This is a genomic window from Comamonas testosteroni TK102 (genome assembly GCF_000739375.1).
In the GTDB taxonomy this organism is placed as follows: domain Bacteria; phylum Pseudomonadota; class Gammaproteobacteria; order Burkholderiales; family Burkholderiaceae_C; genus Comamonas; species Comamonas brasiliensis.
This window is the reverse complement of sequence record NZ_CP006704.1, coordinates 2,556,033-2,567,690: the sequence shown is the minus strand read 5'-3', so window position 1 is coordinate 2,567,690 and position 11,658 is coordinate 2,556,033. Positions and strand designations below refer to the sequence as shown.

The following is an 11,658-nucleotide window of genomic DNA, read 5'->3' as shown; positions in this document are numbered from 1 at the left end:
CAGCGGTGCGAAGCTGTCGGAGGAGTCGATCATGGCAGCGCCCTTTTCAGCTCGAACCGCAAATCGGCCCCTGTGCATGCTTCGAGGGTCTGTTCGTCCACCCCCTCCAGCATGTCGATGACAACAAGTCCCTGGGGCCGAACATCGATGACAGCCAGATCGGTGTAGACACGCTTGACGACACGCCGCCCCGTCAGGGGCAAGCTGCATTGGCTCACAATGCGCGGCCTGCCCTCTCGCGTGACATGCTCCATGAGCACGTAGACGGCCTTGGCCCCCACCGCCAGATCCATTGCACCGCCCACTGCGGTCGCCACGTTCTTCTGCCCCAAAGACCAGTTGGCGAGATCACCGTGTTCCGAGACCTCGTAGCCACCCAGAATGCAGAAGTCCAGATGCCCGCCACGCATCATGGCAAAGGAATCTGCATGATGGAAAAAGCTGCCACCAGCGCGAATATTCACAGGCAGTTTGGCGGCGTTAGACATGTCCGGATCTGCCGCCTCGCCTTCGAGCAGCGCACGCATGCCAAGAATGCCGTTCTCGCTGTGCACCACGATTTCGTCTTCCGGCTTGAAGTGATCGAGTACGGTGACAGGCAGACCAATTCCAAGATTGACGTAGGCACCAGCAGGAATATCCCTGGCCACACGCTGTGCCATCTGCCGGCGTGTCATTCCTTGCTTCATGCGCGCCGCTCCTGAGCAGCGGCGGCATTCACGACCACGCGCTGCACGAAAATTCCGGGAGTGACAATGCTCTCTGGATTCAGCTCTCCAAGCGTCGCAACCTCTGCTACCTGCACAATCGAAACCTTCGCCGCCATGCACATGATCGGACCGAAATTGCGAGCCGCCTTGCGATAAAGCAGATTGCCCCAACGGTCGGCCACATGCGCCTGCACCAACGCATAGTCGCCATGCAAAGGTTGCTCGAAAACATAGCCGACGCCGTCGATGACACGCGTCTCCTTGCCCGCAGCCAGCTCTGTTCCGTATCCTGTGGGTGTCAGAAATCCGCCCAATCCGGCACCTGCGGCGCGCAGACGCTCAGCCAGCGTCCCCTGGGGGATGCATTCATACTCGATGCGCCCCTGGGCATAAGCGCTCTCGAAGGCATCTGATTCGGCACCACGTGGATAGGAGGCAAGCAGCTTGCGTACTCTGCCGGCGCGAATCAGCCGAGCAGGACCGATATCCCGGCTGCCGCTGTTGTTGCAGACCACCGTCAGCTCACTCGCGCCCTGTGCATAAAGAGCATCCAGCAGCTCACCGGGCTGGCCGGCCAGTCCAAACCCGCTGACCAGAATGCAGGATCCGTCTGCGATGTCGGCCACCGCCTCTGCAGCCGAATCGAGAATCTTGTTGATCATTTTCTTCTCCCTTCTACAGCACCGACGACAGGATGGCTGTGGCCTGACTGGAGAGCACGCCTCCGTTGCCATGCACCAGCGCAATTTCTGCACCCTGCACCTGACGCAGATCTGCTTCTGCACGCAGTTGCGTCACGGCCTCGATGACCAGGAAAATGCTGTACATGCCCGGATGCACGCACGACAGACCTCCGCCATTGGTGTTCATGGGAAAGGCACCGCCCGGCTCGATCCGCCCTCCCTCGATGAAAGCTCCGCCCTCGCCCTTGCTGCAAAAGCCCAGGTCTTCGAGAAACAGAATGGGGTTGATGGTGAAGGCGTCGTATAGCTGCACCACATCCACGTCGGCCGGTGCAAGCCCGGCTTGGGCAAACGCCTTGCGACCCGACTCCACTGCAGGTGTCGCAGTCAGGTCTTCCATGCACGAGATCTGACGATGCCAGTGGGCATAGCCGCTCCCCAGTACATAGATGGGCTTGTCATGCAGACTCCTGGCTCGCTGGGAGGAGCTGACAACGATCGCGCCCGCACCGTCCGTAACCAGGCAACAATCGAGCACGGTCAACGGGTCCGAGATCATCCTGGAGTTGATCACCTCATCGACCGTCAAGGTTTTCCTGGAAAACGCATCCGGATTGAGTTGTGCCCATTTGCGCGCAGCCACAGCCACTGCTGCCAGTTGCTTGCGTGTCGTGCCGTACTCATACATATGGCGAGCCGCCGCCAGCGAGTAGCTGGACACCGGATTGAAGGCCTTGTAGGGATGCTCGTAGGGCTGGGGGTCCAGCTCGGCGCGCATCTGATTGACGCGAGAGCTACTGGGCGCGCTGCGGGGCGTGCTTCCGTAGCAGATCAGCACGTTCTCGCACTCCCCCGCATCGATCGCCATTTGTGCGATCTTCAGGTCTGCGATAAAGGCCGAGCCACCAAACATGGTGCTGTCGGAAAACCGAGGACGAATGCCCATGTACTCCGCCATGCGCATCACCCACCAGGGCGAGGTGAGACTGGAAGTGATGATGCCGTCGATATCGGATTTGCGCAGGCCGCTGCGCTCGATCGCCATGCAGGATGCCTGTGCGATGATTTCCTGCTCCGTGGCACCACCCGCATGCCCCATGCCGGCCAGGCCGGTACCGAGGATGGCGATGGAGCCTCTAGGAGATGCTGTATTCATTCCTGCCCTCCCGGTGCCGCGACGAATACCAGCAAAGGGCTTTCTTCCACCATGTCGATGCGGGCCCGAACAGGCATACCGATACGCACCTCATCGACGGGGATGTCGACCACACGGCTCATGAGCCTGGGACCTTCTTCGAGAGTCACCAGCACCACGGTGTAATCCGCTCCTTCGCGCGCGCGGACAATCGTCACCGAATACACGACTGCCCTTCCCGAAGCCCTCACCCAGTCGATGGCCTGCGAGCCGCAGTGGGGACAGCAAACGCGGGGAAAGAAGTGGAACCGTCCACATTCGCGACATTGAGGAACCTCGAAGCGGCCATCGGCCAAGGCATCGAAATACCGCTTGTCGCAGGCAGCCACCGAAGCAGACTGACGCCCGCCCATCTTGCTTGCATCGACCTCAGTCATCGGACTTCACACCGGTTTCCTGCACCACACGCTTCCACTTGTTCACCTCGGCTTCGACGAACCTGCGGGTTCGGGCGACATCCATCACGCCCAGAGGTTCGCTGTACTGCAAACGCAGACGCTCGACCATTTCAGGAGAATTCATGATGGTGCCGATCTCCTTGTTCAGCATCGTCACGACGGAAGCAGGCGTTCCGGCCGGGGCATACAAGCCCAGCCATGTGTACACATCAAAGCCCTTGAACCCACTCTCCTGCATCGTCGGCAACTCAGGGAACAGCTTGCTGCGTTCGGACGCCATATTGGCGATGGGACGCAGACGCCCGGATGTGATGAACGCTGAAACGCTCATCGAGTCCTGGACGGCCATGGGAATCTGCCCTGCGACGGCGTCATTGGTCGCAGGCGCAGCCCCTTTGTAGGGGACATGCACGAATGGATATCCGGTGACCTTGCCCAGCCACTCTCCGCCCAGATGCGTGGAGCCTGCCGCGCCTGCCGTTCCATAGGGAATCGAGCCCTGCGTCTTGGCCCAGTCCAGAAACTCGGGAAGTGTCTTGGCCGGAACCTTCGGATTCACCACGATCAGATTGGGCGACCTGGCCAGGACGGCCACCGGCTCCAGACTCTTGAGGGGGTCATATCCCACCTTTTTCATGGCTGGAGCAATCACATAGCCCGTAGCGCCCACCAGCAAGGTGTAGCCGTCTGGCGCTTGCTTGGCGACATATTCGGTTCCCACTTGACCAGCCACGCCAGCGCGGTTCTCGATCACAAAAGGCTGTTTGAGGTTCTCCGACAGTTCTTTGGCCAACGCACGGCTGACGATATCTGTCATTCCACCCGGAGGAAATGCAACGACGATCGTGACAGGCTTGCTCGGATAGGTGCGAGATTGCGCCAATGCAACACCTGTCGAAGCCGAAACAGCCGCCCATCCCAACACCAGGGCATAAGCAATTGGGCAGCCCTTGCCCAGGGGTGAAATCGCCATCCGTGTCTCCTTCCAATCTGTAGTTAGCAACGCTTTTCAGCGCTGATTCAGTGTATGAATCGCTACCTGACAGCTCAATCAGAAAGATTCGAACGCCCTGTTTGAGAATTTGATAGGAGACTCGGGGCAAATGGATTGTTCACGCCCCCAGAGCCGTGAAGGCGACTATTCCATGGCAGGGATCGGCAACTGCACTCGTGTCGCGGCGACCAGGGGATCTTCCAGAAGGAAATTCATGCAGGCGGTGATGAAGTTGGGAAAACGAGCATCTTTGCGAATCGCCAGATTCAGCCTGCGCAAAGCCCAGGGTTCGTCCAGCTCGATGACGGCCAGAAGCTTGGCCTGCTGCCGATTCGCCAGCACGCTGGTCGGAACCATGGCCACACCCACTCCGGAAGCCACCAGAGACAGCACTGACTCAAAACCATGGGTATGCAATCTGGCTCTCACCGACCGCCCGTATTTGGTGGCCGTGTCCCGCAAGAACAGGTAGTTGCTGCTGGCTCTGCTCGTGCAGACAAAATCGAAGTCCAAGGCTGCAGCCAGACGAATGCTGTGCTGCGACGCGAGCAGATGATCTCTCGGCGTGACTATCACCAGGCGGTCCACCGCGTACGGATAGATGTTCAAGCCCTCGACATCCGTTTCACCCGCGAAAATACCGATGTCGGCCTCGCGCGCCAGCACCGCCGATGGAATCGTCTCGCTCTGACGTTCGTCCACTTCGGCATCGATACCTGGGTAGGCCACAAGAAAGCGTCCCAGGGTATGGGTGATAAAGCCGTTGAGAGAGCTGCTGTTGGCCACCAGGCGCACATGTCCCTTGATACCGGAGATAAAGCGGCTCACATCGCCCTGCATGCGCTCTATACCTTCAAAGATCTCTCGCACATGCGTCAGCACAGCGTCGCCGGCAGGTGACAGCTCCATTCCCCTGGGAGTGCGCTCGAACAGAATCGTGCCCATTGCCTGCTCCAGATTCTTGAGCCGGTAACTTGCAGCAGACGGGGTGATGAACACCGCCGATGCCCCCGCGGTCAGGCTGCCTGCCTGGGCAATTTCAAGAAACAGGCGGAGATCGGTCAGCTCGTAGCGCATTCAAAAATCATATTCGAAGGCACTTGTCGGGATAAGCTGGCTTTACCCTGACCCGCCTGCTTTGCAGTCAGGAGCAGCTGCATGACGGCAATGTCTTTCACCAAAAGCCAGCGCCGCGCAACAGCCCAGGCAAGGCCTGCTTCACTGCTCCACCGCGCGCTTCAATAAACGGGATGCGACAGACGGCCCTGTGTCTTGGATGCCGTTCGGGATGTTGACGTTCGAGGCCGATGTCCGGAGGCATTGCGCACCTGCTCCGTACCCAGCCGAATCCCGGAAACAAAAATGCCCGCTTTTCAGCGGGCATTTTTTGCTGCAGACTCTGGTTTTATCTGCACATTTGGTAGGCGCGATTGGACTCGAACCAACGACCCCCACCATGTCAAGGTGGTGCTCTAACCAGCTGAGCTACGCGCCTGTTGTTCTGTTCGATGAAGCAATTGTAGCACGGGTTTTTCACTCATTTTTTGAGAGCTAACATTTTCTTGTCATCGAGCGCAGCCAGCTGCAATTGGGACTTACATCAGCGCCTTCTGGCCGAGCGAACGCCGGAGACACTGGCCACGATGCCGAGCACCTTGTTGAGGCGGCCCGAGTCGGCCACTTCCACGGTGAAAGTCATCCACGCCGTCCCCTTGACGGACTGGGTCTGTACGCCGATGACATTGGTCTTCTCGCGTGCAAACACGTCCGAGATGTCGCGCAGCAGGCCTTGACGGTCGGCTGCCTCGACTGCGACGTCCACGGGATAAACCGGCCCGCCCTTGTCCACATTCTTGGGGGTGCCCCAGTCAACCTCGATGACCCGCTCGGGGCTCTTGGCCATCATCTCGCGGAAATTCGAGCAATCGCAGCGGTGCACGCTCACGCCTTTGCCGCGGGTCACAAAGCCGCCGATCTCGTCCGGAGGAGCTGGCTTGCAGCATTTGGCCAGCTGCGTCATGAGCGAATCGACGCCCACCACCAGCACCCCGCCTCGCGAAGAGTCATGGCCGCGCGCCTTGCGCACCGGCGTGAATGCGTCTTCCTCTGGCGTTTCTTCACTGGGACGCAGCACTACTTCGATATTGCGCAGCGAATACTCGTCCTTGCCCACCACTTCAAAGAGTGCATCGGCAGACTTGAAGCCCAGTTGCGCCGCCAGCTCTTCGAGCTTGATCGCCGTCTTGCCCTCGCGCTGCAGCAGTTTCTCAACCGCCTCCCGGCCGCGCGACACGGTTTCGTGCGTGGCCTGGGCATTGAACCAGGCGCGCACCTTGGCCTTGGCCCGGTTGCTGACCAGATATCCCAGGTCGGCATTGAGCCAGTCGCGCGAGGGCCGGTCTTCCTTGGCGGTGTTGATCTCCACGGTCTGACCGCTTTCCAGAGCGGTGTTCAGCGGCACCATGGCTCCGTCCACACGCGCGCCGCGGCAGCGATGACCAAGGCTGGTGTGCACCGAGTAGGCAAAGTCCACCGGCGTGGCTCCTTGCGGCAGCTCGATCACGGCCGCATCGGGAGTCAGCACATAGATGCGATCTTCGAACAGGCCACGCTGGGCCGAGCCCGTCAGATCGCTGCCCCAGGCCAGCAACTGGCGCAGCACGGCAATCTTGGCGTCATATTCGCTGGACGCCGACACGCCCGCATAGCCCTTGGTGCCGGCTTCCTTGTAGGCCCAGTGCGCAGCCACGCCATGTTCGGCATGGTCGTGCATGGCCTGGGTACGGATCTGGATCTCTATGGTGCGGCCGGTTTCATCGCGCACCACCGTGTGCAGCGACTGATAGCCATTGGGCTTGGGTTTGGCGATGTAGTCGTCAAACTCCTTTTCCAGCGGCGTGAACTGCTCATGCACCCAGGACAGGGCTGCATAGCAGTCCTTGACCGTAGGCACGATAACGCGCATGGCACGGATATCGAACAGCTGGTCGAAGCTCAGCGACTTGCCGCGCATCTTCTTGACGATGCTATAGATATGCTTGGGGCGCCCCTGCACCGAGGCGCTGATGCTGTGGGCGCGCAAGTCGGCCTCGAGGCGCGCACGCATCTGCTCCATATAGGCTTCGCGCTCGACGCGCTTCTCGTCGAGCAGACGCGCTATCTGGCGGTAGGTATCGGGCTCCAGAAATCGGAAGGCCAGATCTTCGAGCTCCCATTTGATCTGCCAGATGCCCAGACGGTTGGCCAGCGGCGCAAAGACATACAGCGCTTCGCGCGCGATGCTGGGCGAGACCGGACTCTTCTCGGCCGCGTAGTAGCGCAGCGTCTGCAGGCGCGACGCCAGGCGCAGCAGCACCACGCGCAGATCGCGCGAGAAGCCCAGCAGCATCTTGCGCACGTTCTCGGTCTGCGTGGCCACGCCATCGACATGCTGGCTGCTCAACTCGGCGTCTCGCGCCTGCTGTTGCACGCGGATGAGCTTGATGGTTTCGACCGCCAGGGTCGCAAAATTATCGCCAAACGCCTTGGCAATCACTTCCTGCGGCTTGTTCAGGTGCACGCTGGCGTGCACCAGATAAATGGCCGCCTGCATGGTTTCCGAGCCACCGATTTTCTTGAGGATGGCGGCAACGGCGTCGGCGTGGATCAGGGTGTTTTCACCGGTCTCCATAACTTCGCCGGCAATCAGCGGTTCGGCAAAGGCGCGGGCGCGCGCCAGCGCATTGACTTGATCGGGCAAAACCTCGGAAGTGGCGGTAATCAGATGCGGCGTTGGCTCCGTGAGCTTGGGTGCGGCGTCAGAGACGGTGGTTACGGTATCGCTGGTCTTCATGCAGCTTCCTCTTGGGCCTGCTGCGCAAGACTGATGCTCGCAGGCAGACCCTTATCCCCTTGTAAAAACTTTTGTATCAACGCCACTTGCCCCGGCACTATCAGCGTTGGAGCATGTCCCACGCCTTCCAGTTCCGTGCAATGCACTCTGGGGCCACGCTCGGACATGGCTTGGGCAGTACGGCCAGAAAGCAGATCGGACTCGGCCCCTCTGATAAGCAAGACCTGTGCCGTGATCTGGTCGTAAAGCTGCCAGAGCAAGGCCTCACCAGCCTGGGCGGTCTCGCGCGTCATCTGGGCCATGGGCACTGCAATACGGGGGTCGTAATGCAGCACCACGCCCCCTTGGGGATCTGGCTTGATCATGGCCTGCGAGAGCCGGCTCCACTGCTCATCGCTATGTGGGCCGAATCCTTCGGAAATCAAGCGCATGGCGGCGGCAGCGCTCTCGAAGTTGGGAAACTGCAAGCTTTTGCCGACATAGGAACCGATGCGCTCCAGCGACTCCCACTCAATGGTCGGGCCGACGTCGTTGAGCACCAGCCGTCGCACCGGCACCGGCAGCGGCAGACCGGGCTGGCCCACGATGCCCATGCCGATCAGGCCGCCCATGCTGGTGCCGACCCAGTCCAGGGTTTCAATCGGCGCCTGAGCATGCAGCTGGGCCAGCAACGCCAACATATCGGCCGCGTACAGCGGCAGCTGATAACCCATGGGGTCGGCCAGCCAGTCGCTTTCGCCGCGTCCCACCACATCGGGGCAGATCACGCGGGCAAAGCGGCTGAGCTCGGCGGCCAGCACATCAAAGTCCCGCCCCTGGCGCGAAAGGCCATGCACGCAGACGATGACATGAGGATGTCTTGGATTGCCGGTACGGTTCCACTCCCAGTACGCCATGCGGTGGGTGCCCTCGGGTTGAGCCCCAAGCTGCTCCCGGCGCTGAGCGCTGGCCCAGGTGGGAGCCATTGCAGAGGCTCCGGGACACGATACGTAATTCAGCGTAGGTTGATTCATGGAGAACGTGTTTTCAGGACCGGGGCCGATAATGGCTGTGTCGCATCGTAATTCATTCGGAGACCTTGTATGTCCATGTTGAAAGGCAAAACCGCTCTCGTGACGGGATCGACCAGCGGAATCGGCCTAGGTATCGCAATCGCTCTCGCACGCCAGGGCGCCAATATCGTGCTCAACGGCTTTGGCGATGTCGAAGCACCACGCGCCCAGGTACTGGATGCCGGCAAGTCGGCCAACATCAAGGTCGGCTACCACGGTGCGGACATGAGCAAGGCCGCCGACATCGAGGCCATGATGAAGTACGCCGCCGCCGAGTTCGGCCGCGTCGACATCCTGGTCAACAACGCCGGCATTCAGCATGTGGCCAAGGTGCAGGACTTCCCCGTGGAGAAGTGGGATGCCATCCTCGCCATCAATCTCAGCAGCGCCTTTCACACCACGCGTCTGGCCCTGCCCGCCATGCAGCAGGCCAACTGGGGCCGCATCATCAACGTGGCTTCGGTGCACGGCCTGGTCGGCTCGGCCGAAAAATCGGCCTATGTCGCCGCCAAGCACGGCATCGTCGGCCTGACCAAGGTGACGGCGCTGGAAAACGCCACCACCGGCGTGACCTGCAACGCCATCTGCCCCGGCTGGGTGCTGACGCCACTGGTGCAAAAACAGGTGGATGCCAAGGCTGCCGCCCAGCACATCAGCAACGAGGACGCCACAAGACAGCTGCTGGGCGAAAAAGAGCCCTCCATGCAGTTCACCACGCCCGACGAGCTCGGCGAGCTGGCCGTCTTCTTCTGCTCGGCCGCGGCCAACAATGTGCGCGGCGTGGCATGGAATATGGACGGCGGCTGGGCTGCACAGTAGCCACCGCCGGGCTTGCGCAAAAGCGTCTATCAATTAGATAGCATCTAGCGCATGCCAGAAGCCATATTCAGCATCAAATCATGATGAAAATCAAAAAGGAGCAGCGCAAGCTGCTCCTTTTTTCATATGAACCTGACGCAGATTCGATCACTGCATCTGAATCGAGCCGCCGACGGTGACCGTCACCTCGGCGCGGTCCGCCTCCACCGGCACGGGCGCGGCATCCGCATAGCTGGCCTTGGCCATGCTCATCATGCGCGGGCGCGGCATGGGATGCCCGCCACCGCCGCTGCTGCTCACATTGACCTCGCGCAGGCTGTAGCCTGCAAAGCCGAAGCTCTTGGAGATGGCCGCAGCACGCTGGCGGAAGTTCTCGATCGCCTTGGCCTGGGCTTCGCCCTCCACCTTTTCCCGTGCCTCACGAGAGAGGCCGAAACTCATGCTGGCCAATGTCATGTCCTGCACCTTGGCCGCCGCCTGGGTGATGCGCACGAAGTCACGCCCCTGCAGCACGATCTCGGCCTGGCCCTGCCAGCCTTCGATCTTGCCGTTGTTGCCATAACGCGGCGAGATGGAGAAATTGCCGGTGCTCAACTCCATCTGCCGACTTTGCGCATCGTTACGCAGCGTGGTCATGGCGGACTCCACGATCTTCTGCAACTGGGACTGCACCGAAGCGGCATCGCGGCCGTCCTTGCTGGCCGACAGCGTCGCCGTCATCCAGTCCTGCTTGACCTCCACCGTGCCCTGGGCCGACAGCTGCACCACATTGGTGGGTCTTTGCGCGTCACGCGCTGCGGCCTGCGCCCAGACATTGCCACCGGCACAGGCCGCAGCCAGCGCAAGGGCGGCAGCCGCTGCGCGAGAAGAAGAGGAAGACTTGGAAAATTGATTCATGCGGTTCACCTTGTAAGTAAATCAGGCCATGCAGATACACATGCATTTCACCATTGCGCAAAGTCGCTGCTGTGCAGCATGTCAGCCCAGAGTGTGACTTTATGTACGAACAGCCGACATTAGACACACCACCAGAACAACCATTGAAACAATAGGGCAAAATACTGGTGAAAAGTTCCTCAAGAAACATTTATTGTTCTATTTACAAACGCAACAATCGTAACAAGTGGCAAGACTTGGGCTTGTTTCGCTGGATTTTTTGGATCTAGCGATAACAATGGGCCAGTTACAAATAAATCGATAAGGACGATCATGGCAACGACGAACAACCGTACTGACAAGATCCTCGTGGTGGATGACGATGCACGCATCCGCGACCTGCTGCGCCGCTATCTGACGCAGGAAGGCTTCGAGATCATGATTGCCGAGGACGGCAAGGCGCTCAACCGCATCCTGCTGCGCGAGACTGTCGATCTGATCGTGCTTGATCTGATGATGCCCGGCGAAGACGGTCTGTCCATCTGCCGCCGCCTGCGCTCGGCCAACGACCGCACCCCCATCATCATGCTGACCGCCAAGGGCGAGGACGTGGACCGCATCGTGGGTCTGGAAGTCGGCGCCGACGACTATCTGGGCAAGCCCTTCAACCCGCGCGAGTTGCTGGCCCGCATCCATGCCGTGCTGCGCCGCCGCCCTCCTCAGGAAGCACCGGGCGCGCCTTCGGGCGACAACGAGGTGGTGACCTTTGGCCCCTTCACCTTCGACCTGGGTACCCGCGTGCTGCAAAAGAATGGCGAAGAGCTGCCGCTGACCACCGGCGAATTCGCCATGCTCAAGGCCCTGGTGCGCCACCCGCGCCAGCCGCTGTCGCGCGAAAAACTGGCCCTGCTGGCCCGTGGCCGCGAATTCGAGCCGTTCGACCGCAGCCTGGACGTGCAGGTCTCGCGCCTGCGCAAACTGATCGAGGAAGACGCAGCTGCACCACGCTATATCCAGACCGTCTGGGGCGTGGGCTATGTGTTCGTACCCGATGGCATGAACTGATTCTGCCCGCCTGCATTGCAACAAGCCGCCCGCT

At 60.5% G+C, this 11,658-nt stretch carries 11 protein-coding genes and 1 tRNA gene; 2 read left to right on the top strand and 10 right to left on the bottom strand.

Annotated features, from left to right (window positions below):
• Window positions 1-29: 29 nt before the first annotated feature.
• The 9 genes from O987_RS11660 to O987_RS11620 all read right to left on the bottom strand — a co-directional run bounded on the left by O987_RS11660 (window position 30) and on the right by O987_RS11620 (window position 8,825).
• A complete protein-coding gene (locus tag O987_RS11660) occupies window positions 30-689 on the bottom strand; it encodes a 3-oxoacid CoA-transferase subunit B (protein WP_043372332.1) in 660 nt (219 codons plus the stop codon).
• The gene (locus O987_RS11655) at window positions 686-1,372 is read right to left on the bottom strand and encodes a 3-oxoacid CoA-transferase subunit A (RefSeq protein ID WP_043372330.1); all 687 of its coding nucleotides are present in this window, start codon (window positions 1,370-1,372) and stop codon (window positions 686-688) included. The genes O987_RS11660 and O987_RS11655 overlap by 4 nt, the downstream gene beginning before the upstream one ends.
• Window positions 1,373-1,385: 13 nt before the next feature.
• On the bottom strand, window positions 1,386-2,549 hold the full coding sequence (locus O987_RS11650; protein WP_043372328.1) for a thiolase: 1,164 nt from the start codon (window positions 2,547-2,549) through the stop codon (window positions 1,386-1,388).
• Window positions 2,546-2,965: a Zn-ribbon domain-containing OB-fold protein gene (locus O987_RS11645; RefSeq protein ID WP_003055801.1), complete on the bottom strand. Its 420-nt coding sequence runs from the start codon at window positions 2,963-2,965 to the stop codon at window positions 2,546-2,548. The genes O987_RS11650 and O987_RS11645 overlap by 4 nt, the downstream gene beginning before the upstream one ends.
• Window positions 2,958-3,959, bottom strand: a complete 1,002-nt coding sequence (locus O987_RS11640) for a Bug family tripartite tricarboxylate transporter substrate binding protein (protein WP_043372326.1) — start codon at window positions 3,957-3,959, stop codon at window positions 2,958-2,960. Before O987_RS11640 ends, O987_RS11645 begins: the two co-directional genes overlap by 8 nt.
• A gap of 165 nt (window positions 3,960-4,124) precedes the next feature.
• Window positions 4,125-5,057: a LysR substrate-binding domain-containing protein gene (locus O987_RS11635; protein WP_043372325.1), complete on the bottom strand. Its 933-nt coding sequence runs from the start codon at window positions 5,055-5,057 to the stop codon at window positions 4,125-4,127.
• A 341-nt stretch (window positions 5,058-5,398) separates the two neighbouring features.
• Window positions 5,399-5,475 (bottom strand) — tRNA-Val (locus tag O987_RS11630).
• 105 nt (window positions 5,476-5,580) lie between these two features.
• Entirely contained in the window at window positions 5,581-7,812 is a 2,232-nt protein-coding gene (locus O987_RS11625; protein ID WP_003055808.1) for a RelA/SpoT family protein, read from the bottom strand.
• Window positions 7,809-8,825: an alpha/beta fold hydrolase gene (locus O987_RS11620; RefSeq protein ID WP_200879599.1), complete on the bottom strand. Its 1,017-nt coding sequence runs from the start codon at window positions 8,823-8,825 to the stop codon at window positions 7,809-7,811. Before O987_RS11620 ends, O987_RS11625 begins: the two co-directional genes overlap by 4 nt.
• 75 nt (window positions 8,826-8,900) lie before the next feature.
• Here O987_RS11620 and O987_RS11615 point away from each other — a divergent pair, with 75 nt between their 5' ends.
• The gene (locus tag O987_RS11615) at window positions 8,901-9,683 is read left to right on the top strand and encodes a 3-hydroxybutyrate dehydrogenase (RefSeq protein ID WP_043376368.1); all 783 of its coding nucleotides are present in this window, start codon (window positions 8,901-8,903) and stop codon (window positions 9,681-9,683) included.
• Between the two features lie 147 nt (window positions 9,684-9,830).
• Here O987_RS11615 and O987_RS11610 read toward each other — a convergent pair whose 3' ends face one another.
• Window positions 9,831-10,580 (bottom strand): SIMPL domain-containing protein, encoded by a 750-nt coding sequence (locus tag O987_RS11610; protein WP_043372322.1) that lies wholly within the window; start codon window positions 10,578-10,580, stop codon window positions 9,831-9,833.
• A gap of 312 nt (window positions 10,581-10,892) precedes the next feature.
• Between O987_RS11610 and ompR the strand changes: the two genes are divergently transcribed.
• A complete protein-coding gene (gene ompR, locus O987_RS11605; RefSeq protein ID WP_003055820.1) occupies window positions 10,893-11,624 on the top strand; it encodes a two-component system response regulator OmpR in 732 nt (243 codons plus the stop codon).
• Window positions 11,625-11,658 lie beyond the last annotated feature (34 nt).

Bases quoted from the DNA above. Each gene is read 5' to 3' on its own strand.
- O987_RS11625 (WP_003055808.1), bottom strand. From the start codon at position 7,812: ATGAAGACCAGCGATACCGTAACCACCGTCTCTGACGCCGCACCCAAG.
- ompR (WP_003055820.1), top strand. From the start codon at position 10,893: ATGGCAACGACGAACAACCGTACTGACAAGATCCTCGTGGTGGATGAC.
- O987_RS11650 (WP_043372328.1), bottom strand. From the start codon at position 2,549: ATGAATACAGCATCTCCTAGAGGCTCCATCGCCATCCTCGGTACCGGC.
- O987_RS11660 (WP_043372332.1), bottom strand. From the start codon at position 689: ATGAAGCAAGGAATGACACGCCGGCAGATGGCACAGCGTGTGGCCAGG.
- O987_RS11640 (WP_043372326.1), bottom strand. From the start codon at position 3,959: ATGGCGATTTCACCCCTGGGCAAGGGCTGCCCAATTGCTTATGCCCTG.
- O987_RS11610 (WP_043372322.1), bottom strand. From the start codon at position 10,580: ATGAATCAATTTTCCAAGTCTTCCTCTTCTTCTCGCGCAGCGGCTGCC.
- O987_RS11615 (WP_043376368.1), top strand. From the start codon at position 8,901: ATGTTGAAAGGCAAAACCGCTCTCGTGACGGGATCGACCAGCGGAATC.
- O987_RS11655 (WP_043372330.1), bottom strand. From the start codon at position 1,372: ATGATCAACAAGATTCTCGATTCGGCTGCAGAGGCGGTGGCCGACATC.
- O987_RS11635 (WP_043372325.1), bottom strand. From the start codon at position 5,057: ATGCGCTACGAGCTGACCGATCTCCGCCTGTTTCTTGAAATTGCCCAG.
- O987_RS11620 (WP_200879599.1), bottom strand. From the start codon at position 8,825: ATGAATCAACCTACGCTGAATTACGTATCGTGTCCCGGAGCCTCTGCA.
- O987_RS11645 (WP_003055801.1), bottom strand. From the start codon at position 2,965: ATGACTGAGGTCGATGCAAGCAAGATGGGCGGGCGTCAGTCTGCTTCG.